The sequence below is a fragment of the Paenibacillus profundus genome, from assembly GCF_021369635.1.
GTDB lineage: Bacteria > Bacillota > Bacilli > Paenibacillales > Paenibacillaceae > Paenibacillus_B > Paenibacillus_B profundus.
Window position 1 is genome coordinate 31,440 of sequence record NZ_JAJNBZ010000002.1, and the last position, 24,439, is coordinate 55,878.

Here is a 24,439-nt window from a genome sequence, read left to right on the forward strand (position 1 = left end):
CCCTTATGTCCATTCTCCCGTACAGTCAGGAGGGATAACGTCGAGGATAAGGCACGTGCCGTGTCCGTATACCATGGCATGAATCGGCCGATTAAGATGGAAGTCAATGAGAGTGGTAAATTGATCGTGCCATTTCCTGACGGGATGGGAGAATGAAACAAAGCGGAGGTTGATGCGGATCACCGTCAGTCTGAGCATGCCACTGCACGAACGGAACATTTCGTTAATGAGAAGAGTTAATGTTCTACCTATTTGACGGAAAGTATGCCTCAAGGCGATTTCTGGAGAGCGTTGGCAGGTGCGAAGAGAACTGTTGTTTTTCGAATAGTGAGGTGCGGACAGCGATCGAAGGCATCGAGGTGATGCCGGCGGGTGAACTGTTCTGGAAACCGCTGTAGAACATAACAAGGACCTGGGGAATACCCAGGTCCTTGTTGCTGTTCAAGTTATGTGTATGACTTATTGATTGAATACATCGATTGAGCCTTTGACGTTTCCTTTGATGCGCAGACGGTACGTTTCCCCGGCCTTCACTTTATAGAAATAAAATGGCTCATTCTGCCAACCGACTTCGCCCGACTTCGTTTGCTGAAGGATCCAGCCGCTCCACGGAACATACATTTCCAAATGCATTTCATATGTGCTGTTGCTGCCCGTATTTTTCTCCGAGCTGGCATTCACATAAATGGTACTCCGGACGGAGTCGCTTGGAATCGTTATATCCTCTTTAATTTGATGGCTGGATGTCGTTGAAAATGAGGACGACCATAAATATAAAGCGGGTCCGAGCGTCTGAAACGGTTTCTTGTAAATCGCGGAATAGCCGCTTTCGGGACCGTATATGCGGTCCAATTGTTCTTGATTGGCCGACTTGGCAAAAAGAGAGGCAGGTGCCAGCATGCTGACGGCAAGCGCAACCAATAGAGTTTGTTTCACTTTGTTCTTAAACAACAAAAATTACCTCCTCTATCAACAATTAGGATATGTTTGTGCCTATAACATACCACGACCTGCAAGCTAGAAATAGGTTAATCAAAGTAAAATATGAAAATTTATGTATTCTATTTCAAATATTTTATATCATTGACAGCGTATATCGCGCGAGTGTTTGAAGTTTGTGTTTTTCTGTGAAATGGTAATTAATTCTTGATAACTGTTGTGGAACATTGAATTAAAAAACGATGGCGTCTGGAAAATAAGATCATCGAAAATTCATTTCGATATTTCGTCGCAAGCTTTGCAACATAATTTCCCTTGGTAACGTTTAGAAGACAAGAGGTTAGTCAATCTTAATTCTAAAAGATGCGGAGGGAATGGATATGGGTCAGGTTGGGGTGCAAATGACGTCTTGGCGTCGGACGGCGGCAGCTGTCGTGTTAGTTGGTGCGATGTTGGTGGGAGTGTCAGGGGCGATTGCGCCTAATCCAGTTCATGCGGCAGGGGAACAAGTGATGCTGAAGGATACGATTAGTGTTTCGGGTACAGGTGAGATAGAAGTGACACCGGATGTGGCGTATGTGGATATCGCGGTGGAGACCCGTGCCAATACGGCTGCGGAAGCACAGCAGAAGAATGCGGCTGCATTCGATAAGGTGAAGCAGGTGCTCACCCAAAAATACGGGGTGCAGGACAAAGATTTGAAAACAACCAATTTCTCTGTAGATCCGGTATACAAATACGCCGAGAATACGGAGCCTAAGGTTGTCGCTTATCAAGCGCAGCATGCGGTACGAGTGACTTATCGCGACCTTGCCCGCTTGGGCAGTCTGGTCGATGCCGCTACGAGTGCAGGGGCGAACCGCATCATGCAGATTAATTATGACACAGAGAAACGATCGGATTATGAGACTCAGGTGCTGGAGAAAGCGGTACAGCATGCGACGAAGAAAGCTCAAGCGTTAGCGAAAGCAGCCAATCGGGAAGCAGGCACGGCGATCACGATTGTCGAGTCCGGCGCAGATTGGACTCCAGTGAGAATCATGTCGGAGCAGATGAAGGTAGCAGACAGCGCATCGAATAGCGTGTCGTCTCCGCAAGGGGGACTAGTGAAGCTGCGCGCGCAAGTGCAAGTACAATTTCAAATGAAATAATACGGAACGATGGCAGCCCCCAAGCGCAGATCAACAGAATGCGGTTTGGGGGTTGTTTTTTGATGTCATAAGCCCTAGAATGTGAAAGGGGATTCGGAAAATACCGATTTCCTTCAAATAAGTGGATTGCAGACCTTAACATGGTGGAAATACGTCAATCCCTTGAAGTTGGATGTATGTTTTTGTCGAAATTACGTAAAAATAGTTGTATCGTCAGAAAAAACGATGTATATTGGATATGCAAAAACGCCAACGTGATCTGGACGGAAAGCCATACCAATGGATATGGCTTTTTTTGCTTAATGGATAAGAACGTTACATTTCTCACAATACAGCATCGTTTCTACTTGATAGGCTGACGATATGAGGGGTTGATGCTAATGATTGAACTGGTAAATGTGGAGAAGCATTTTGCCGGGCAACCCGTTGTGCATCCTTTGTCGCTTAAGATTGACGAAGGGGAATTTTTAACGCTGCTCGGTCCGAGTGGTTGTGGTAAGACGACCATTTTACGCATGATTGCAGGATTTGAACAACCAACGACAGGCGAGATTCGGCTTGATGGAGAAAATGTTACCGATTTACCTCCGAATAAGCGCAACTTGAATTTAGTCTTTCAACATTATGCACTGTTCCCGCATATGACTGTGGAGCAGAATATTCAGTTTGGCCTTAAAATGAAAAAAATCCCGCAAGCGGAGCAGCGTGAGCGGATTGCGGATGCGATTCGTCTAACCCAGCTTACACCACTGGCAAAGCGTTTTCCGCATCAGCTGTCAGGCGGACAGCAGCAACGTGTCGCGATTGCGCGTGCCATTGCGAACCATCCGAAGGTATTGCTGTTAGACGAGCCTCTCGGCGCATTGGATCTGCAGCTGCGCAAAAATTTGCAGGGCGAATTGAAACAACTGCAGCGCAATCTAGGGATTACCTTCGTCTATGTGACGCATGATCAAGAAGAAGCGATGATGATGTCTGATCGTATCGTTATTATGAATAATGGACGCGTGGAACAAGTGGGTTCGCCTAAAGATATATACGAACGCCCGGAGACGTTGTTTGCAGCAACATTCGTTGGGGAGAACAATGTTTTTCATGAAGAGCATATGTTTGCCGTTCGTCCGGAGAAGATTCGCGTTGCGGCTGAACCGGAGGATGCACGCAAATCTGGCATTATACAAGATATCGTCTATTTAGGGAACATTCATAAGCTGATCGTGCATCTTGCGCATGAGCAGACGAATGTGACCGTCGCCTTGGACTTCACGGATGAACGGAAGTGGGAAATTGGACAGCGCGTCGGTGTGAACTGGAACGCTCAGGATGAGGTGATGATCGGCCCATGAAACGCTCCTTCGGCATCATTGCGCCGGTCGTGTTGTGGTTAACGGTCTTTCTCGTCGTGCCGATGGTGGCCGTCATTGCCGTGTCCTTCATGCAACGCGACGAGTTGGGCAATGTCGTATATTCGTTTACGTTGGATAATTACGCTCGCTTTTTTGACCCGCTATACTTGGGCATTTATTGGGATACGTTGTGGCTGTCGGTCTTGACGACGGCAATCTGTTTATTGCTAAGCTATCCGCTAGCCTATTATATTTCGAACGCAAGTCCGAATCGGCAGAAGCTGTGGCTTATTCTGATTACGGTTCCATTCTGGATTAACTTCCTCATTCGGACATACGCATGGGTGTTGCTGTTGCGCACGCAAGGCGTGGTGAATAATGCCTTAATCGATATTGGGCTTATACAGGAACCGCTTCAGATGCTCTATACGAAGGGAGCTGTTCTGCTCGGGATGGTCTACACGTTCATTCCGTACATGGTGCTGCCCATTTATGTCGCTCTGGAGCAGATGGACAATCGCTTGCTGGATGCGGCAAGTGACCTGGGAGCCACGCGATGGAAGTCGTTCTGGCATATTACGCTTCCACAGACGAAGTCGGGCATCATGACCGGGAGTGTGCTCGTGTTCATTACAACGGCAGGTATGTTCGTTGTCACCGATATTCTCGGCGGCGCTAAAGCGCAGATGCTCAGCAATATTATTCAGAACCAATTCCTCGGCGCGCGCGATTGGCCTTATGGATCTGCGCTGTCGGTCTTGTTCGTGCTGAGCTCGCTTATTATTATCGGGCTGTTCAATCGGGCTCTTCGCTCCAGTTATGAAGCATCGAAGGAGGCGAGAGTATGAAGGCTGCAGGCAAAGGGAAGCAGCATCCGCTGCTCGCGTTCCATTCGGCTTTGTTGATTCTGTTCATTTATGTGCCTGTCTTGATGATTGTCATCTATTCGTTCAACGACTCGCGCATCAATTCGAACTGGAGCGGATTCACATTGAAATGGTACGGTTCATTGTTCGATAACCGCCAAGTGATGGAAGCACTTGGGAACAGCTTAACAATTGCCGTCATTTCAACGGTTGTGTCGACCGTATTCGGTACGATGGCTGCACTTGCGCTTCGCCGTATGGCAAGCCGCAAGAAGAAGGGCGTCATCGGGCTCCTATATTTGCCGATTATTGTGCCGGATATTATTATGGGGCTGTCGCTGCTCGTTCTGTTCAGCCAATTTCAAGTCCCGCTTGGAAAGCTGACGGTCATTATCGCCCATATTACGTTCAGCATCTCGTATGTGTACGTTATCGTATCGTCGCGCTTGGCCAATATGGGCAAGCAGCTGGAGGAAGCGGCTTCCGACCTTGGCGCATCGCCGTGGCAGACGTTCCGCTTCGTGACGCTGCCGTCTATCTGGCCGGGTGTTCTGGCTGGTGCGATTATGGCCTTCACCTTGTCGATTGATGACTTTATGATCAGCTTCTTTGTCGCCGGACCGAATTCAACCACTTTGCCTATTTATATTTATGGCTTGGTCAAGCGGGGAATTTCACCGGAGATCAATGCGCTGTGCACGCTGATGATTATCGTCAGCGTTGCGCTCATCGTACTAGCGCAATGGCTGTTGAACCGCGGCAACGGAAACGAACGGAGTTCCATGTTGCCGTTCTAATATATTTTTTCATGATGAAAATCTGCAGGAATATGCAGGATCAGAGAGGGGTAGTAAATTGAACAAAAAGAAATGGTTCGCGGTCGTATTGGCCGGGATGTTGGCACTTACCGCACTGGCAGGCTGCTCTTCGAAGCAAGAGACGCTCAATCTGTATAGCTGGGCGGACAACTTCGATATGGACATGATTAAGCAGTTCGAATCGGAGAATAACGTAAAAGTGAACTATGCCATTTTTGCCAACAACGAGGAACTGCTGGCGAAGCTGAAAGCCGGCGGGGCGAATTATGATTTAATCCAGCCTTCGGATTATATGGTGGCAAGCATGATTAAGCAGGATCTGCTTGAACCGCTTGATTTAAATCAAATTCCGAATTTCCAATACGCAGCGGATCGTTTCAAGAACCCTGAATTTGATCCGGGCAACAAATATTCCATCACGTATACATGGGGCGTTACGGGGATCGCGTATAACAAAAAATACGTGAAAGAAACGCCTGCGAGCTGGTCCGATCTGTGGAAAGAAGAGTACAAAGGAAAAGTGCTGCTGCTGGATGACAACCGTGAAATTATTGGCATGGCGCTGAAGAAAGCGGGCAAGTCGAACAGCTCGCAAGCAGAGGCGGACATCCATGCGGCGGCTGACGATTTGCGCAAGCTGGTGCCAAGCGTGCTGGCCTTCGACACCGACAACATTAAGCAGAAGATGATTGCGGAAGAGGGTTGGATCGGAACGGTATGGTCTGGCGACGCGGCGGTAATCGCAGCAGAGAACCCGGATGTGGCGTATGTGGTGCCTGAAGAGGGCGGCACGATCTGGTCGGATAACTATGCGATCCCGAAGGGAACGAAAAATAAAGAGCTGGCGCAAAAGTTCATTAATTTCATGCTGGATCCGGAAAACAGCGCCAAGAACTACGAATCGATCGGCTACAGCAACCCGATCGTGAAGGCGAAGGAATTCCATAGCAAGGAATACTTGGATAATCCAATGATCAACCTGTCGGAAGACGAGTTGAAACGGACGGAGTGGCTGATTGATGTGGGCAAGCATCTTCAATTGTACGACCGTCTCTGGACAGAACTGAAAAGCGGCCGGTAATAGAGATTCAAGAAGCTTGGTGGCGTAGACCCAAAGTCTGCGTTATCAAGCTTCTTTCTTTTTGTGAGATTTTAGCAATGCGGATTGGGGCATCTTAAGCTTCACCAGCAAAGGAAAAGACAAAATTGTCGCAGATTTCGATAGATTCGGAACATTGACGCTGGTGGGCTACGACTTTTCAGCCATTTGGTGGTAGACGCCAGGCAATATGAAGGTTGATGAGGCTGCCGGAACGATGTTCCGGCAGCCTTAGAACATGTTTAGAGGTTTGTCATATACAATCGTTCAAAATATGAACCACCTTCTGTGGCTGGGTCTGCATAATCCAATGCCCGCCCAACTCTGCCGCAACGTGGCGCCACCCGGAATCTTTCGCCCGCTGTGCCGATTTCCGGAAGACAGGAGTCATGGGCCATTGCTCGGGATTGTCCAGCACCTCAATATATGTACGCGGGATGTGGGCAGCTTCCGGATGATTAATGTCGACTGATTCGGTAAACGACAACAACGTCATAGGTGACTTTCTCCAATCAGATGTCGCACGCGGATGTATTTTCCAACCATCGCCTGTCTCTTGGGCATCCTTTGGAAATTGCTCGGCCATATGGGGGCCTGAGATGCTGGCTATGGACTCGCCGTCATAAGGAACGACCGCATCAACAAAGACAAGATGCTTCAAGCGGTCAGGCAATCGTTCGGCTACCCCTGAAATGACCATTCCGGAGTAGCTATGGCCGACCAGGATGACATCTTGTAAATCTTCGTATTGAATGACCCCGGCTATATTTTGAATAAAAGTGGTCAGTCCTACATCGGGATGCGCCAAATGCGTTCGTTCACCGAGTCCGGTCAGAGTAGGGACATATACCTCATGTCCCGCGTCACGCAGCAGCGCCGCTGCGTCCTTCCACACATAGCCGCCGTCCCATGCGCCATGCACCAACACAAAGCTTGCCATCGATAAAAGCCCCTCTCACAATTTCGATTGTTCGAATATAGTAGAATAATAATACAAAGCTTGTAATTAAGCTACAATTAACATATGCTTGTCGAATGGTGAAAGTCATAATTTGTCGAATTTTATATAAGAATAGGTTTCAGTATGGTATAATATAAAACGCTTACAAAAAAAGTCAGCCTTTTTCCTACAACTTGCACGCATTGACATAGAACTATGGGAGGGGACCGGAAGATGCGATGGAATCATTTTAAATCCAAGCTGCTGATAAAGTATATTTTGTCGTACTTATCGATCTTTCTGGTTCCCATAATTATTATGACGGTTATTATTTATGAGAACGCGGTCAATAACTTGCGCTCCGAAATTGAACAATCCGGCATTAGCCACCTGGAACAAGCCAAAATGAACATCGATGGCAGGATGACGGAATTGAGCGAAATCGCCGCGCGAATAAGCTTCGACAGCAAGCTGACACCCTATATGGTACAGCACTTCTATTATAGCGGCGAAGCGATCGAGGCTTTGGATAAGTACAAAGCGAACAGTTCCATCATCAATGAGCTGTTTTTATATTTTCGCGGCGATGACATCATATACTCTTCGAGAGGACTGATGTCCATCGATACGCTCATCGATCACAGCTATTCGTTTATGAATTGGGATAAGAAGACATTCGTCAAGGACTTGAACGCGGTCAACCTCCCGACGCTTCGTCCGTCCGATTCGGTTACGGTGAACAGGAATGCGAAAAACCGAATGCTTGCTTATCTCGTTCCAATACCGCCGAATCAGACTTATTCCCACGGTACGGTCATGTATCTCATTGAAGAGTCAATGCTTACTGGAATTATGGATTCGGTTCTCGGCAACTTCGAAGGAAACGCTTATATTTTTGGTGTGGATGGCCAAGTACTTGCCGCGACAAGCCGTGGGGATGCGATGGTTGAAGCTGATATGGCTAAGCTAGCCTCAATACCCTCCGGCATTCATAGCGCCAATTTCGGTAATGTGGACCACTCCGTCGTAGCCGTCAAATCGGAAGCGAATGGCTGGACCTATGTTACAGCGATGCCATCGGAACAGTTTTTTGGCCGCGTCGTGCATATCCAGACGTTTATTTTCATGATATTTGGCGTCGTCCTTATCTTCGGCTCTATTTTGGCCGTGCAGCTGGCTCGACGGCAGTACCACCCGATCCGCGATCTGATGGAATTTGCCAATCTAAAGAAGAATTCAGAGCACGTCTTGCCGAAAGGGAAAACCGAGCTGGAATGGATACGGGAAACGCTGTTGTCCTACCAGAATCAAGTCGATCTGCAAGAGCCATATGCGCGGAACCAGTGTCTCCTGACACTGATGAAACGCGGGGCTCCGAGCCGCCAGGAAGCGGAAGACATGCTGCATATGATCGGCGCCTCCACGCCGGGCAACCGCTTGTTCGTCATTATTATGGCTTGGGATTATAGTGAGGAATTGCCTTTTTCCGTGGACAATCGGGAGGCGCTGTTGCAGAAGCTTGCCGAACTTCAACTAAGCCATGCGCAAGCGACCGTATTTGGGGTGGAATTGTCGCAGCCCGCTCAGCTTGCTCTTATGGTCAGCATGACTGCGGATGAGGCTGATAATGAACAAATCTGTATGGAGTCGATCATCGAAGAGATGCAGAGCATGGTCTTGGAGCATACACAGGTCGTGCCGACGATGGGAATCGGCGGTTGCTACGCCGGTCCCGAACAACTGAACCAATCCTACATCGAGGCTGCGTCTGCACTCGAATATCGGATTGTGAACGGAAAGGGCAGCGTCACCTTCTTTTCCAACCTGTCTCATGAACAGGATCATGACTTCTGGATTGCGAAGGACTCGCTCATTAAGCTGGCCCAGAGCTTGAAGCAAGGCAACGCTAACGTAGCGGTCGCCACTATTGGCGCCCTGTTCAGCAAGCTGCATAGTCAAGACATGTCGATCGCGCTTCTGCGCTGCATGTGCTTTGATTTGCTTAATACGGTACTGAAGACCGCATCAGAGCTAGGGCTTGCGGAGATGGCGCAGCGTGTGCCGGATTTGACGAGCTTCGAGACGTTAGAGCAGCTGGAAGCGAAGCTGTGCGAGCTGGCTATCTACATTTGTGGTCAAGTGGAACAGCTGCAAGAGACGGAGCAGCGCTCGCTCACCGATGAAGTCATTGCGTACATTGAGCAGCACTATTCAGATTATGAGCTTAGCCTTGAGCGGCTAGCAGGGATTTATCGAGTATCTGTCTCCTATTTGAGCCGTTCGATTAAAGAGAAGATCGGTCAGACATTTTCGCAATATGTGTGGCAACTGCGCATGGATGAGGTCGTCCGCCAGCTGAAGAGCGGTGACGAGCCACTCAAGGACATTATTTTGCGTGTCGGTTATTTGGATGTGCCGAACTTTATCCGCAAGTTCAAGAAGGAAACCGGGTATACGCCGGGACAATACCGGAAGCTGTACGGGGCAGGCGAAGTCTCTGCCGGCTTGGATGAGGATGGAATTTAGGCAATCGTATGAATATAAAAATATCGACGTATTCTCCTCCTTGTGGTCAAGCTAAGTCATCGCATCAACGCTATTCACAGGAGGGGATAATATGTCACATACAGGCTATCGTTCTAAACTATAAAGTGCAATTCTCTTTCTGCGGACTTACCGAAAAACCTCTATTTGCTGTTCGTCCATGACACTATCCGTAAGAAGAATATCCCCTCGTCACAGGCTCAGCAACCCATCGAGCAGTTATCTTTATCGCTATCCCACTTTACATTTTTGGGCATATATGGTATGTTTTTTACAACTCCAATAAACACGATAAAAGTAATAATTGAACCCACTTCATTTACTCAACTTAATTCCCCCCTGTTATTGAGCGCATAAGAATATCGAAAATAATATACACATGAACCATGAATGATCCCCTCAGACTTTCTTATCAAAGAACTTCATAAGCGTTAGTTAGTCTGTATAAGCTATATTAGCCACCTTTGTAGAACAGAAATCTAATCGGAAGCTAAATCTGAGAATACACTCTTCAAGGATCCGTTTTCACAATGGGCTAAAGCGTGAACTCCTTATTCGGCATAGATGGGGTGTTGCTGGCCGAGCTAGAGAGAATCATATCGGAGCGTTTATCGGTTAAATCGTACACAAAGTAACGCATATGTGCTACTTCTCTTTTTCTTGCAGTGCTGAGCGTTCTAGTTCCACATTACAGAAGCACTCCGGACTTTTAAAGCTGAAAGAATACTGGTGGTAGGCGTTAAAGCTCATTTCTCTTTCCTTTTTCAACGTAAATAATACAGGGATTTGGGCTTAGTTTCTATATTTAACAATTAAAAAGGAGGCAAGTACAAATGAGGAGAAATATTATCGAAAAAACGTTAAGTATGTTGTTAGCTGTGCTTGTGATCAGCAGTGTCTTTTTCAGTGTAAATTCTTTTGCAACCGAAAGTAGTGTATTTCCTAGTAAGGAAGAGTTTCTGCAAATGGTAAGAAGTGATTTGAATTATGTAAAATACAAGAATAATTTACTACACGTTGAACCTAAGCTAGTGAATGATCTTCGTGATGAGAACAATAAACCATACGGCTATATTGCTCAATTTGAATTTGAATATGGGTATGAGGTAGAGAATACTATTCAATTAGCTTCGCTCCTCACCTTTACCTATGATAGTAACAAACAAGAAGTCGAAACTTTCATAATAGACTATAGTAATTCATATTCTGATGGAAAAGTATACCTGAGAGATCATGCTGAAAGTATCCTGCATTCTTACGCAGTCAATGAAAACCTCAAAAAATATTTCTCGGCTATTACTAATGAAGCTCAAGAGTTACAAGAATTAAACAGCGATACTATCTTATCCAATACCTATTGCTGGCAATGTACAAAATATGAGGACAGAGGGGACAACTATGATGGAAAATGTGCAGCGATGGTAGGGACGGCCTGTATATTTGCAGACAAAGTACCCTTCGGAAAACTTATATGCGCCGGGGCAACAATTATAGGTTGTTACGTACCCCCGTATAAAATATGTGTAGAGGGGAGATGGAATAGCAGGTGTCCTGTTGAGGATTGAACATATTTCTGCTTTCACCTTTAAATAAGGGGATGTTTATGAACATTAAAGAATGGGCGCTTTCAATCGTTATACATGCCTTTTTAGGTTATCTATGGGTTCTTTTTGTTGAGCATGTCTTGGGCCTTGCTAATTCAATGGATAATATGATTTTAGGGGGTCTGATCCTATTATTAGGCACCTACTTGTTTTGGTTCACTGTAAATCGAATAACTCCGTTTAACAGCTACAAACTAACTCACCCTGCTAAGGTTGCAGGTATTATCTCTTTTGGATTGGTCGTCATCGTGCTTGTGTTTGTATGTAAAATCATAACCTGAACGATAAATGATAATGAGCAAAAGACAATCGGATTCGTGAAAACTGCCGCAATGGAAGATTCGAATAAATGTTGATTCGCCAGACCGCCAAGGATTATTTTTCCGGCGGTCTTTTGGCGCGCCTGGGATGCCATTGTAATCAGCAAATATGCAAATGTGTTGAATTTGTTGTGTTATCGCTAACATCAATTTTGACCAATTTTACACCAGAAAGCTGCTTGTTGGCAGCGCTCTCCAAATATTGAAAAGCCAGCAACCACGCGGGTTGAGAGCGCTTTTAAAATGACAATGCGGAATCGACATATTTACGGTATAGCAGGCGGATGCCTACAATAATACATGTAAGCGCTAGCAGGAACGAAACGGAAAATCGCAAGCACTGCTAGCACAGCGACAATTATAGATACGCGAAACTTTGAAAGGAGGGAGTGGACACGATGCAAGGAAACGGACAAAGTGCCCTTTCAATGAACGTGGAACCGACAACTATAATTAAAAAGAAATCAACCTGGAGAAAAATGCTGCAAAACTGGGAGCTGTATTTGTTTATAGCACCTGCGTTTTTTTACTTCCTCATTTTCCACTATGGTCCGATGTACGGGATTCAAATTGCTTTCAAAAACTTTATCCCGGCAAAGGGTATTATGGGGAGCCCTTGGGTAGGATTCGATCACTTCGAACGATTTTTTAACTCCTACTATTTCTGGGATCTGTTGTGGAACACGCTCAGCATCAGCCTGTACGAATTGGCGATTGGCTTCCCGCTTCCCATCATATTGGCATTAGCATTTAACGAAGTGAAGGACGGCTTCTTCAAGAGAACTGTGCAAACGGTAACATACGCGCCACACTTTATTTCCGTGGTCGTTATGGCTGGTATTATCATTACGTTCTTGTCGCCTTCGTCAGGTATTATCATTCACATTCTGACTTTCTTGGGTATAGACGCGCCATCCTTCCTGACGGACCCGGCGTGGTTCAAGACTATGTACGTCCTGTCCGGTGTGTGGCAGAGTACGGGGTGGGGAACCATCATCTACTTGGCTGCTCTGTCCGGTGTCGATCCGCAGCTGCATGAAGCGGCGGTTATGGATGGTGCGAGCCGGTGGCAACGGATTTGGAACATTAATATTCCGACCATTGTACCGACGATTACGATTTTGCTCATTTTGAACATGGGCAGCATTCTGGGCGTTGGCTTCGAGAAAATCTTGCTGCTCCAGAACCCGCTTAACATGGAAGCATCAGACGTTATTTCGACCTTCGTATACCGTTCCGGTCTGATAGATGCTCAATACAGCTTCTCCACCGCTGTAGGCTTGTTCAACTCGGTGGTTAACGCAATCTTGCTCGTCACAGTCAACCAAATTGCGCGTCGTACTAGCGAAACAAGTCTGTGGTAGAAGGAGGGAGTGGCACATGGCTGCTGTCGTGAAAGAAACAAGATCGGACAAAATATTTATTGTATGCAACTATATTTATCTCTTACTGGCATTCGTTATTGTAGCGTATCCGCTGTTGTACATCATCAGTGCATCCATCAGCGATCCTAAGCTGGTCAACTCGGGTGAAATGTGGTTATTGCCGAAAGGAATTACGTTCGACGGCTACTTGAGAGTGTTTGAAAATGCCAAAATATGGTCGGGGTATAAAAATACCATTATCTATACGGTGATCGGCACGACAGTTAACCTGCTCGTGACCTTGCCTGCGGCATATGCGTTGAGCCGCAAAGACTTCATCGGTCGCGGCTTCTTCATGGCAATGTTCATGTTCACGATGTTCTTCGGCGGCGGTCTCGTACCGGGCTACTTGCTGATTAAGAACTTGGGACTCATCAACAGCATGTGGGCACTCATTCTGCCGGGAGCGGCTTCCGTATGGAACATCATCGTGGCGCGGACCTTCTTCCAGTCCACGATACCGAAGGAATTGCAGGAGGCAGCGCATATCGACGGCTGTACCAACATGAGGCTGTTCATCAAGATCGTATTGCCGCTGTCGGCTCCAATTATCGCCGTTATGGCTTTGTTCTACGGCGTTGGTCATTGGAACAGCTACTTCGGAGCCCTCATTTATTTGAACGAAGAGGCAAAATATCCGCTGCAGATGATTTTGCGCCAGATTCTCGTTCTGCAGGAAATGTCTGCGGAGACAACAGGTGCGGCGGTTAACGCATCGGTCGCTGCGGCGCTCAACAACAAGGCAGAGGTGGCTTCACTGGTCAAGTATGCGGTCATCATTGTCTCAACTTTGCCGGTAATCGCTGTCTATCCGTTCCTGCAGCGCTACTTCGTGCAGGGGGTCATGATTGGTTCCGTCAAAGGTTAATCGCTATATCTCCTATATAATAGGTTGCCGAAAATGATAACCAAAGATTTCTTGTCTTTGATTATTATAAATATGCAAGTCCAAGAGGTATAATGATATTCATAAAAAGGGAGGATCTTGCAATGCAAAAGCTAAAAAAGACGTGGGCAATGCTGTTGTCCATGACCATGATCTTCACACTTCTTGCCGGTTGCGGAAGCGGGTCATCGGACACGCCTGCTGCTGAAGGCAACAAGAGCGGTGAAGAAACCGCAAGCAATGTAAACAAGGAAGGCTTCCCAATCGTAAAAGAACCGATCACATTGACGATGATGGGTCAAGATGCAGGTATTCAAAACTGGAAGGACATGGAGTTCTTTAAAAAGATGGAAGAAATGACGGGCGTCAAGCTTGAATTCCGCAACGCTCCAATCGACAGCTTTGATACAAAGAGAAACCTAGTATTTGCAAGTGGTGACTATCCGGATGTATTCTTCTCAGGACAACTGCAGGCTTCAGACGAAGTAAACTACGGCGGACAGGGCGTCTTGCTTCCATTGGAAGACTTGATTGAGAATTATGCGCCAAACCTTAAGAAAATACTTGACGATAATCCAGATATCCGCAAATCGATTACAACACCTGACGGTCATATCTATTCCTTGCCGAACATTGATTTGGATGCTGGCTGGTATCGCGGTCCAATGTGGTACAACGGCAAGTTCTTGAAAGCGCTCGGCATGGACAAGGTTCCGTCCACAACTGACGAATTGTACACCTACTTGAAACGCGTCAAAGAAGAGGATCCGAATGGAAACGGCAAGCAAGATGAAATTCCGCTCACTTCCGTTAAACTGGACGATCTCCGTATGTGGCTGCTGGGTTCCTGGGGGATTTATAACGAAGTCATTTATTCCGATAAGGAAAATAAAGTCCACTATACGCCGATGGAACCAGGATACAAGGAGTATCTGACATTCCTGAACAAGCTGTGGAGCGAAGGATTGCTGGATAAGGAAACATTCTCGCAAACGGACGAACAGAAGAAAGCGAAAGGTAAAAACAACCAAGTCGGCTTGTTCGCTGACTACCATGCTTACTTCACATTAGGCGGAGAACCTAACATGACGGATCCAATGTACGCTCCAGTGAATAGTAACGTTCCGGCAGTAGCTGCGAAGCATCCGGGTCTGGCTAAAGGCGCATTCGCTATCACGAACAAGAACCAACATCCTGAAGCTACAATTCGTTGGGTTGATTATTTGTACTCCGAAGAAGGTGCTGAACTGCTTAGCAATGGTCCTGAAGGCATCCTCTGGAAGTATGTGAACAAAGACGATCATACGAAGGAATGGTTGCCTGTACCAGGCGGCGGTGATCGTGAAGAATATCGGGCGACATTAACGCCTGACTATGCTACCGTTGTTCCAAAATTGTCGAATGACAATGTGAAGCGCGGTTTCGAGGGCGAATTCGAAGCATGGCTCAAAAAGGAAACGGCAGAAAAAATAGCTCCGATCAGTAAAGTGCCTTTCCCTAGCGTCTACTTGTCTCAGGAAGATCAGCAAGAAGCGTCCAGCTTGCGTTCCGACTTGGATACGTATGTGAAGCAAATGGAAGCGAAATTCGTAACGGGACAAGAACCTCTTAGCAACTGGGATAAATATATTGAAACTTGCAAAAAAATGGGCGGCGAGCGCATCGTTGAAATTTACCAAGCTGCTTATGACCAATGGAACTCCAGTAAGTAATAAAGTCGGGCCGGCAGATTTGCCGGCCTTTTAATTTCAGGCGTGCCCAGAGGCACGCATTATCTTGTTGGTGCAAGTCCAGCCGAAGGAGGGGCCAAGCCACCTTTGTAGCTAGGGACCTACGTATGGCGAAATCCGTGTGTAGAAGCGTATCGACGAAAGTACTTGTCAGAGACAGGGCGAGCAATATGCCAGGACGTAACATGAAGTGAATCCTGCCGCGTCGTCAAAAAGGCCTCGCAAGAGGGACGAGAGGAAGCTGAGCCCCGTTTATATGGGCGAAGGCCAAGGAAACTGTATAGGCAGCAGTGAAGAATCCTCCGGCGTACGGGGATCGGCATGGGATAAAAAGATAATGCAGTGAACTGGGGAGACCCACCCCTGCACAGATAAAAAAACTGTAAAGAGATACTCTATAAGCACAAAAGTGAAGTGAGTTATCTGCAGGAAGGGAGTCCGAGGGGCTCATAGTACTGAGGAACCGCAGGACAACAAAACCTGTGGGAGGAGTTATAACACCGCTGCTTGCGAATATCTATTTGAACTATTTTGATACGTTATGGGAAAAACATGGCGGCAAAATAGGAGAGCTGACGCGATACGCAGATGATTTTGTGGTCGTATGCAAAACAAGAAAAGATGCTATCCATGCATGCAAACGGATACGTTCGATTATGGAGAGGCTAGAACTTACGCTGCATCCAACCAAGACACGTATTGTAGGCTTGTGGACAGGCGAAGAAGGATTCGACTTTCTTGGATTGCATCACCGCAAGAAGAAAGCAAAAACCGCAAATGGTCAGGTCTACTACACAACACAACAGTGGCTAACCGAGAAAGCGGAGAAGCGCATACGGGAAGTGGTCAAGGAAAGATTGGTACGCCAAGGATGCGTGTAAAGTCGCTAACGGAACATATTGAATAGCTCAATCCAAAGACACAGGGATGGCGGAATTACTACTATACGCCATACAGTCAACGTAAGATGGCGAAGTTAGACTGGTACAAGGCTAGCACGCTGGTACGCTAAGAAGAGACAACGCAAAAGCTGGATGGGTTCTGTTGCAGAAGTGATGCTAGCCAAACAGTGCAGTCTCAAAACTCTCTTGTAGTCTGCATGCACATGAATGACGAACATCGGAAAGCCGTATGAGGGAAACCTTACGTACGGTTTGATGAGGAGGGGCAGAATTATCTGCCCTTTACTCTAGAAACCAGTTCTTAATGCTGTATTCTTTGCATGATGTAAGGGAGTTCAATTATTTATCAATAGTATAATCAATTGACTGAATAGGAACACTGCTTTTTATTACGCTCCATTTCTTTCCCTTATTATTTTGAACTAAGGAAATATCAACCATTACCGCATCTAAGTTTTTGTCCAATAGTATGTTTTGTGAAATGTCACATTGTAACGAATACTTAACAGTAATGTTTTCCAATTCCTCTTTTTTAAAGCTTAAGTTACTAATATACTTTTCGATCTTTTTAGGAAATTTCAACTCTATTTTAGACTCATCTTTTTTTGAAAACACAGTAGTAGAAATAAGCTTTCCATTTTCAAATTTAAGATGAGATTTGATTATTGTAGCAACTTCCATATTATTTTTTGGATAATCAAATTCTTCAAATTTTTCTAAAAAATATTGTCCTGTATCTAATATAATTATCTTATTATTCTCTAAAGTGGCTTTCATTTTATTAAATTCCGGAATATATTCCGTCAATTTGAACGTTATTTTATTTTCAAGGGCCCCTATTATAGGAGTCTCTTTTAATACAATTTTACTATCTTGCATTAAGGACATTTTCTCAATGTTTAATGTTTCGATTTTATAAGGAAATGAAAGTGTCAATTTCTTTTGATTTTCGCTTATGAGAACATTATATATTAAATAGTTATCTTCATTAATTTTGTAGTCTTTGAGTAATTCATATACTTCTTGTTCTTGTCTATCGTATTCTTGTCCCTTATCCACACACCCCAGCAACAAAAACAAAATAGATAAAACCAAAATACACTTCGTTTTTTTTAAATAATATCCATCCTTTTTAAATCCCCCCTCACTGAGGGGGGATTTAATGACTATTACAACGGATTATCATACAACCAATATTCAGTCCCGCCATTATTATCATAACTTGAAGCCGTATATAAAGTATCTCCAAACCAACCTTTATCTAAGTATTCATAATCTCTTTTTATAGCTTTACATGCAGTCTTAAGTTCAGCTTTGTGATACCCTTTAACAGTATATTCAACACTAGTTTCTTTGCTGTATTCATTTCCTATTTTTACAGACATTGAGAGTTCTGCAATTTTTGCGAAATCAAATTTTGTACTTCCTGAAATTTCACCAGTGTGCTAGAACGGCTTGGCGGCAACGGTTTTTTTAAATGAACTCATATCAATCTTCGTCGGCGTCCGCTGCTGCCGCTGTCGCATCGGTGGCATGCAGCTTTCGGTATTGACCTGGGGTATACCCGGTTTCCTTCTTGAACTTGCGGATGAAGTTCGGCGTATCCAAATAACCGACTCGCACAATGATATCCTTCAACGGATCGCTGGTCGTCAGCAGTTGCCTTATGACCTCATCCATCCGGCGCTGCCAGATGTATTGCGAGAAGTTGCTACCGGTCTTCTCTTTGAAGGCGCGGCTCAAGTAGGATGAAGAGATAGAGTACTTCTGTGCGAGTTGCTCCAGGCTAAGGTTGTAATTGGCATATTGCTCATCGACATGGGCGATAATTTTATCCATGAGCGAGTGCTGCTCGGATTCTGTATTCTGTTCTACTCGTTTACAGATCTTGGATGCAAGCGCGCACAGCTTCTGTTCCAGCTCCTCCAGAGATTCGAAGGAAGTCAAGTTCGGTATATCATGAACGAATTCGTCCATGCCAAGCTCTGATGCTGATTTGAGCAGCGTGTTCAAAATGTCGAAGCAGATGCAACGCAAGAGCGACACGGACAACGACTGCATTTTCACATTGGCGAAAATGGTTCCGATCATTTGCACAGCGACGATCTCATTGCCGTGCTTCAAGCTTTGGACGAGCTTGAGCAGCGCATCCTTCGGTATCCAGAAGGTGTCATTAGGCGTCTGGGATAGCTTCTCGAAGTAGGTCGTACTGCCCTTGCCGTTCGCCATGCGGCACTCCAGCGCGGAAGCTGCCTCAATGTAGGATTGATCCAGCAACGCTGGACTGGGATAGCTAGTGCCGATCCCGAATGACGGGATAAGGTGAGAACTCTCCATCACGATGACGCGCAACGCTTCGACGATCTGCTCCATCCGGTAGTTCGGCGACAGCTTGTCTTCCTCTTCCCCGTACATATTGACGATAAGCGCGATCTGATCAGACTGCGGCAGCTCGACGCCGTAAGCGTGCGCCTTGTATTCTGGAATTTCCACCTCGGTCAGCAATTGACTGATTTCTTGGCGATCCTGAGCCGTTTGCGGTATGCCTGGATATTCGTCCCACGCCATAGCAATGACGAAGTGATGGCTGCCAGGCAGTTCGATGCCGAACATCTCCATTAGCCGCTCAGATTCCTGATCCTCAGGTGTCCCGTGCTTCAAGAGCATAAGCAGGAACTGGTTCCGTGCATACGGTTCCTGGATATCGACACGGGTGCTGTACTCGTGCAGCATCTGGCGTATCCATTCCAGCTCGTTGCGTGATTTCGCCGGAGCCGGTGTGTTGGAGTCTGTGTTCAGCTTGGCGAATTCCATCAGATCATGGATCGGATGATATTGTCTCTTGGCCAGAAGGACAGCCGCCAAAATACCGGCCAAGACAACCACGACGAAGGCAAGCAGGAAAAACGTCTGGATATGGAAGACGCGCCCGAAAAATTGATCGCTCGGCATGGCGGTCACATACGTCCATCCGTTCAATTCGGACTTGACCGCGACGACGGAATGCGGATTGTTGTCCAACGTCAAGCTGTGGATGCCAGGGCCCAGTTCAGTCAGGACGTGCACCTCATCTGCAGGAATTGCGGTCCCATTATTGTTGCGAGCCAGAACCCGACCGTCTTGATCGAAAATGTAGCTATTGCCATTAAAGTTATTCAGGATGGAGTCCATTAGTCCCGTAAGCTTGGATTCTTCCATTAAATACAGTACGGTTCCATGCGGATACGAGCTGTTCGGTGTAACAGGCACGAGATAAGCGAGCAACGACTTCTTGAGGTGCATGTTCGTACTCACCGAATCCGCCGGGCGAACCGTTGGATAAGTAACCTGATTCAAATCCTTGACAATGTCTTCTCGGCTCCAATCCTCGAAGAGGTACGATTGATCGAACATCACATCTAGGCTCGTTAACCCTCGGGAGGAATATATGACATCGTCGCCACGGAAATACAAGAAGACCTCGTCCAGTATTGAACTGTTCGCCTTGTACTTGTCCAGCGCTTGAATCGCTTCGCGCGTATAGTAAGGATGGCGCACCATATATGGAGTCAACTGATCGTCGTAGGAAATCCGGGTGGCGATATCGCGCAGTTCGGTCATGCGGGCGTCGATATTTAGCTTGACTTGGTTCAATTGATTGACATTCGATTGTTCGATTTCAGAGCGCAAGTTATTGACGGCGTTCTGATAAATGAAGAAGGTCAGCACCACCAACGGGATGAGAAAGATTAAGACATACGAGAAAATGTACTTTAACAACAGCTTCGATTTGAAGTGATTCCAATTCATTTCCGCATCCCCCTGTGTATCATAGCTGTATACAAAAAAACGGATGTGACCGACAACTCGTCGGTATCCGATAAAGTGCGCAAAGAGGCGAGGTTGTTATAAAAACGCAACACTTTAATTGTAAACGATTGCACCTGTAAAGGGAATGGCAAGGCTTATAATCCTCTTTTATCTAATTTTAAGGTTCACTTCAGATTTCTTTAATGTAGCTCTAGTATTCTGATTATGGACCGAATGACAGATGAGTTCTTGTAAAGGAGGGTTGCCAAGCAATCGATTATTGATCTTGGACCTTGGTTAGCCGGAGTCATCCGTTGCACAAGGAAATCCGTTTCATCTTTCTCATGGTTTACAGTTTACCCCTAGAACATATATAGGCCGCATCGTCTCGGAAGCGATGCGGCCCTTTTTTTGTTTATTCATTCAACAATATTACCTTATGGATACCACGCTATCGATCAGCAACTTGTCTTGCAGCACCGCTATGCGCTCTTCAACTTCCGACTCCATTAGCTCCTCGAGGCTGTCGCTGTACTTACCTGCTATGTCGATGTTATACCGTCCATCCGCTTCTTTGATATTTACCTGCAAGGCGAATTGAACGGAAGAGAGCACGCCGAACGATTCCTGTTCCTTGAACGTGTATGTTCCGTCAGCTCCTTTCTGGAAGTAGGAGTCAAATATTCGCAGAGCTTGTTCCCCGCTATAATAATCCTGCAGCGATTCGGTGAGCAATTGTTTATCTTTCTCCGTCAATGTGAGACGCTGCGAATAACGGAGCAGTTGATTTGTCCAATTCTCCACGTCCCGCAACCATAAGAACAAGGAGATTTTGTTCGATGTTTGAAGCAGTTCGCCTGCCAGCTTGTCAGGAGCCGTCACACGGATCACATCCAAAATAGTGGCGACTGTTACGGATGTGTTCTTCTGTTCCTTCGCGCCCGTCTGCATGGAGGCACTGCACCCTGTAATAAGCAAGATTGCCATACATACCGCAATTATTTTTTTCATTCTTCATGCACCTCGGTTTACAACATCTGCCTTACCCATCAGAGGACGGGAATGGCACTGTTTATTTTATGTGATTGATTCGAACGGAATGCCTTTGGCCACTCGTTCTTCCATGCTCATGTCACGGATCTCCTCCATGCTGTAGAACACTTCAAGCTCATTGTCGTGATCGGCTTTTTCAACGGGGGCAGTGGAGGCAGGAACGTTATTTTTATATCCAGGAAAGAAGTTAGAGATTGGATCTACTGCAGTCGAAGAATTATCTGTCAAGCAAGCTCCGCTGCATCTTCTCGTTTCGAAATGCAAATGAACCCCCTGCGCTTGGCCCGAGTTTCCCATTTCTCCCAGCTTGGTCCCCTTAACCACATTTTTATTTGTTGATACCACGGGGGATTTGTTCATATGTGCGTATCTGGACTGATAATTTGTATTATTAATGGAATGATGAATGTAGACAACCCATCCATAACTGGTGGACCAACCGGCTCGCGCCACTTTTCCGCCATAGAAGGCTACGATAGTGTCGCCGGCAACGCCGGCCCTTCTGCCTCCGATATCGATGCCTTTGTGAGCATTTCCCTTAAAGCCTTGTGTGATTCGGGTTGAATCAGGCACCGGCCAATGGTATGTGCTCGCTGCGGATGTCGTTGCAGAAAGGGAAGCAAAGCTTAATGCAATCAGTGCGAACACAGTCACAAGCCTCCTCATCACAACAAATACCTCCTCTATAGTTAAATTTACCCATATCATAATGGGTACTGCTTGTGTCTGTATATCATTTGTTTGGCTTTAATTTATTGAATGTTTTTATCGGCGAATAGAAAATGAAAAATTCTGTTGATGGGTTGAAAGCATGTGGTTTTTGATGTGCTTATTGACCAGTGGACGTTTACAGCGATTGGGATTTATAGTAAGGTGTTAATAAATGAATAGGGAATATTTGTATGTAAAATTGGGGCTCGAAAGAAGGTGATGATATGGGTTCTGAGCTGAGGCGCGTAGGTGAATTGATTCACGATCATCGGAAGAGGGCAAGATACACCTTACATCAGTTGTCAGCCCTCTCGGGCGTTCCGAAAGGAACAATTTCGAAAATCGAGAGAGGCGAAACGAAACATCCCGAATTAGACACCGTTCTGGCGTTATCATCTCCATTATCGATTTCATATGAAGATGTTGTGAATCATTACGTTGTAATGGAGAAACGAAAAAATATTTTGCACCATATGCTGTTAGAGGCCGTTCGGGTTAGCGACATGAATATCATTGCGAAGGTAGCCGATCGTTTTCTAGAATGCGACGGTGTGGATAGTTATGACCTAGTAGAGGAACTCTACAACATAACCGGTTCGGTGACTGATGAAATGATCAAACTTGGTTTATTTGAACTTCTCGCGAAATATGCCAGAGAGCACGGAATACAACCTTTTGTGGCGAAAGCTTTATTCCAAAAGTACTTGATTGAACGAAATGATTTCAGCAAACTGGATCTTACTTTTCAAGCCGGAACATATTTATTACTTTACGTCAATTTTTTATCGGAAGAAGAGAAGGTACTGTTACATTTCAAACTAGGTTTTCATGCTTACGCGCTGCAACTCTATGAGAAGTGTATCCATCTGTGTACTTATATCACCAAAGAGAATGATAGCGACCGTCTCACAAAAGCGCGTGCCCTACTCCTTATCTGCAATTCCTACTACTATTTAGGCGAATACTTTATGGCTGAACAGTATCTTTGTGAATGCAAAAAGTACCCTTTTTCCGAGATTCAAGAAAATATTAAGCTTAACGAGGCGGCGATTCAAGGTAAAAAGGGAAACAAAGATCTGGCAATATCGCAACTTACAATTTGCTTAGATCAATCCTCACCAAATAATGCGATTCATATTATTAACGAACTTCTCGAACTATATCTCCAGAGCAAAGATATCGACGCAATAGAACAACTGATTGGTGATGAAACACGAATACTGAACGCTGATTATCATACACCGTTTAAGAAATCAGAGTTGGCCTTATATTATAAATTAAAAGCCAGTTACTTAATATTAAAAAAGCGATTTGAAGATGCAATTGATTGCTATATAAAGAGTGCAGTATATTACTCAGAAATAAGAGCTTATAGCGATTCAAATGAATGCTTTTATTTAGTGTTCAAATTGCTATCGAATGAAACAGTTAATGTATCAGTAACTGCTCAGTTAAAAGAAGCATATAATATGCTGCGTAAACTGTAATTACTGCAAAGGCGGTGATTGGTATGTACCAGAAAGTTCTGAAAATGGGGTTAATAATTACAACCCTGCTGTTTTGCGTATCACCTTTCATAAATAATCAAGATAAGAATAACATCACGTTAGATGATAGTATTTACAAGTTCGAATATAATTCTTTCTCTGGGGGCGATATTGGTGAGCCCGGTGGCTGGTGATATATATATAATGTGCGAGGTGTAAGATTGAAACTCAAATCGATCTTACATCTTTTTTTGTGCGTTTATGGTAAGTAACCTTCATTTTTCTTTAAACTAACAATCGAAAAATGTCTAATTATTAGAATTAAAGTCGAAAAGTTTTAAAATATGAAAAATTTTAGAGAATATTGAAACATGTTTTAAATTGAATATATAAGTACTACTTCAAGTTAACTGTGATTGACTTTTAAATTCGTTGTGAAGGGAGGGTGTCAATCCAATTTCGATGGTTACGCAGGATGAAGACTTAGTACTTATACAAAAAGTTGAAGATTTGCGTCAACGCTTGATAAGAACAGTGGGTAGCATTAAAAGCTTTAATGATGAGCGTGTAGTTGAGCTTAGTCAGGAACTTGATTATTACGTACTGCAGCTTCAAAAAAGAACTATAAACATAAAACCTCAAGATGATAAACAAAAGATAGGGTTGGGTTATTCGAATCTGCATGAAGCGAGGAACAATTAGGTGGAAATTAAGGATATGGTGGATTATTAGTGGACAACGGTTTAGAGCTACAATTGTAAATGATATTTAACATTATTTAGTATAATGCTTCTGCACTAATAGTTTAAATTATTCAAAGGAGGTGAAAT

Annotated in this window: 21 protein-coding genes; 14 read left to right on the plus strand and 7 right to left on the minus strand. The window is 45.2% G+C overall.

Translation table 11 applies throughout. From position 1 onward, the window contains the following. Positions 1 to 459: 459 nt before the first annotated feature. On the minus strand, positions 460 to 951 hold the full coding sequence (locus LQV63_RS02945; RefSeq protein WP_233695583.1) for a hypothetical protein: 492 nt from the start codon (positions 949 to 951) through the stop codon (positions 460 to 462). A 368-nt stretch (positions 952 to 1,319) separates the two neighbouring features. Here LQV63_RS02945 and LQV63_RS02950 point away from each other — a divergent pair, with 368 nt between their 5' ends. The 5 genes from LQV63_RS02950 to LQV63_RS02970 all read left to right on the plus strand — a co-directional run bounded on the left by LQV63_RS02950 (position 1,320) and on the right by LQV63_RS02970 (position 6,201). Next, on the plus strand, positions 1,320 to 2,090 hold the full coding sequence (locus LQV63_RS02950) for an SIMPL domain-containing protein (RefSeq protein ID WP_233695584.1): 771 nt from the start codon (positions 1,320 to 1,322) through the stop codon (positions 2,088 to 2,090). A gap of 374 nt (positions 2,091 to 2,464) precedes the next feature. Further along, positions 2,465 to 3,436 carry an ABC transporter ATP-binding protein gene (locus LQV63_RS02955; protein WP_325175842.1) on the plus strand — a complete coding sequence of 324 codons (972 nt, stop codon included), beginning with the start codon at positions 2,465 to 2,467 and terminating at the stop codon, positions 3,434 to 3,436. Then, on the plus strand, positions 3,433 to 4,284 hold the full coding sequence (locus LQV63_RS02960) for an ABC transporter permease (RefSeq protein ID WP_019421961.1): 852 nt from the start codon (positions 3,433 to 3,435) through the stop codon (positions 4,282 to 4,284). Before LQV63_RS02955 ends, LQV63_RS02960 begins: the two co-directional genes overlap by 4 nt. Further along, positions 4,281 to 5,099, plus strand: coding sequence for an ABC transporter permease (locus LQV63_RS02965; protein ID WP_233695586.1), 819 nt, complete (start codon positions 4,281 to 4,283; stop codon positions 5,097 to 5,099). The genes LQV63_RS02960 and LQV63_RS02965 overlap by 4 nt, the downstream gene beginning before the upstream one ends. 58 nt (positions 5,100 to 5,157) lie before the next feature. Further along, positions 5,158 to 6,201 (plus strand): ABC transporter substrate-binding protein, encoded by a 1,044-nt coding sequence (locus LQV63_RS02970; RefSeq protein ID WP_019421963.1) that lies wholly within the window; start codon positions 5,158 to 5,160, stop codon positions 6,199 to 6,201. Positions 6,202 to 6,472: 271 nt separating this feature from the next. Here the strand turns inward: LQV63_RS02970 and LQV63_RS02975 are convergent, their stop codons facing one another. After that, on the minus strand, positions 6,473 to 7,159 hold the full coding sequence (locus tag LQV63_RS02975; protein WP_233695587.1) for an alpha/beta fold hydrolase: 687 nt from the start codon (positions 7,157 to 7,159) through the stop codon (positions 6,473 to 6,475). A gap of 234 nt (positions 7,160 to 7,393) precedes the next feature. On the opposite strand from LQV63_RS02975, the gene LQV63_RS02980 reads away from it, so the two are divergent. The 7 genes from LQV63_RS02980 (at position 7,394) to LQV63_RS03010 (ending at position 16,548) form a co-directional block, all read left to right on the plus strand. Beyond that, complete coding sequence (locus LQV63_RS02980) at positions 7,394 to 9,685, plus strand: helix-turn-helix domain-containing protein (RefSeq protein WP_233695588.1); 2,292 nt, start codon at positions 7,394 to 7,396, stop codon at positions 9,683 to 9,685. 851 nt (positions 9,686 to 10,536) lie between these two features. Next, complete coding sequence (locus LQV63_RS02985) at positions 10,537 to 11,268, plus strand: hypothetical protein (protein ID WP_233695589.1); 732 nt, start codon at positions 10,537 to 10,539, stop codon at positions 11,266 to 11,268. 38 nt (positions 11,269 to 11,306) lie between these two features. Then, positions 11,307 to 11,588, plus strand: coding sequence for a hypothetical protein (locus tag LQV63_RS02990; protein ID WP_233695590.1), 282 nt, complete (start codon positions 11,307 to 11,309; stop codon positions 11,586 to 11,588). 437 nt (positions 11,589 to 12,025) lie between these two features. Next, positions 12,026 to 12,991, plus strand: coding sequence for an ABC transporter permease (locus LQV63_RS02995; RefSeq protein ID WP_019421969.1), 966 nt, complete (start codon positions 12,026 to 12,028; stop codon positions 12,989 to 12,991). Between the two features lie 16 nt (positions 12,992 to 13,007). Further along, positions 13,008 to 13,919, plus strand: coding sequence for a carbohydrate ABC transporter permease (locus LQV63_RS03000; RefSeq protein ID WP_019421970.1), 912 nt, complete (start codon positions 13,008 to 13,010; stop codon positions 13,917 to 13,919). A gap of 122 nt (positions 13,920 to 14,041) precedes the next feature. Beyond that, positions 14,042 to 15,649: an extracellular solute-binding protein gene (locus LQV63_RS03005; RefSeq protein WP_233695591.1), complete on the plus strand. Its 1,608-nt coding sequence runs from the start codon at positions 14,042 to 14,044 to the stop codon at positions 15,647 to 15,649. Positions 15,650 to 16,149: 500 nt separating this feature from the next. Beyond that, the gene (locus LQV63_RS03010) at positions 16,150 to 16,548 is read left to right on the plus strand and encodes a reverse transcriptase domain-containing protein (protein WP_233695592.1); all 399 of its coding nucleotides are present in this window, start codon (positions 16,150 to 16,152) and stop codon (positions 16,546 to 16,548) included. Positions 16,549 to 16,908: 360 nt separating this feature from the next. Here LQV63_RS03010 and LQV63_RS03020 read toward each other — a convergent pair whose 3' ends face one another. From LQV63_RS03020 to LQV63_RS03040, 5 genes are all read right to left on the minus strand, one after another. After that, positions 16,909 to 17,664: a hypothetical protein gene (locus tag LQV63_RS03020; protein ID WP_233695593.1), complete on the minus strand. Its 756-nt coding sequence runs from the start codon at positions 17,662 to 17,664 to the stop codon at positions 16,909 to 16,911. Positions 17,665 to 17,738: 74 nt separating this feature from the next. Continuing rightward, positions 17,739 to 17,954: a hypothetical protein gene (locus LQV63_RS03025; protein WP_233695594.1), complete on the minus strand. Its 216-nt coding sequence runs from the start codon at positions 17,952 to 17,954 to the stop codon at positions 17,739 to 17,741. A 103-nt stretch (positions 17,955 to 18,057) separates the two neighbouring features. Further along, on the minus strand, positions 18,058 to 20,358 hold the full coding sequence (locus LQV63_RS03030) for a helix-turn-helix domain-containing protein (protein ID WP_233695595.1): 2,301 nt from the start codon (positions 20,356 to 20,358) through the stop codon (positions 18,058 to 18,060). A 432-nt stretch (positions 20,359 to 20,790) separates the two neighbouring features. Next, positions 20,791 to 21,369, minus strand: coding sequence for a hypothetical protein (locus tag LQV63_RS03035; protein ID WP_233695596.1), 579 nt, complete (start codon positions 21,367 to 21,369; stop codon positions 20,791 to 20,793). Positions 21,370 to 21,435: 66 nt separating this feature from the next. Next, positions 21,436 to 22,077 (minus strand): M23 family metallopeptidase, encoded by a 642-nt coding sequence (locus LQV63_RS03040; RefSeq protein ID WP_233695905.1) that lies wholly within the window; start codon positions 22,075 to 22,077, stop codon positions 21,436 to 21,438. Between the two features lie 269 nt (positions 22,078 to 22,346). Here LQV63_RS03040 and LQV63_RS03045 point away from each other — a divergent pair, with 269 nt between their 5' ends. Both LQV63_RS03045 and LQV63_RS03050 read left to right on the plus strand, forming a co-directional pair. Then, on the plus strand, positions 22,347 to 23,609 hold the full coding sequence (locus LQV63_RS03045; protein WP_233695597.1) for a helix-turn-helix domain-containing protein: 1,263 nt from the start codon (positions 22,347 to 22,349) through the stop codon (positions 23,607 to 23,609). Between the two features lie 462 nt (positions 23,610 to 24,071). Continuing rightward, positions 24,072 to 24,311, plus strand: a complete 240-nt coding sequence (locus LQV63_RS03050; protein WP_233695598.1) for an aspartyl-phosphate phosphatase Spo0E family protein — start codon at positions 24,072 to 24,074, stop codon at positions 24,309 to 24,311. The last annotated feature ends 128 nt before the right edge of the window (positions 24,312 to 24,439 follow it).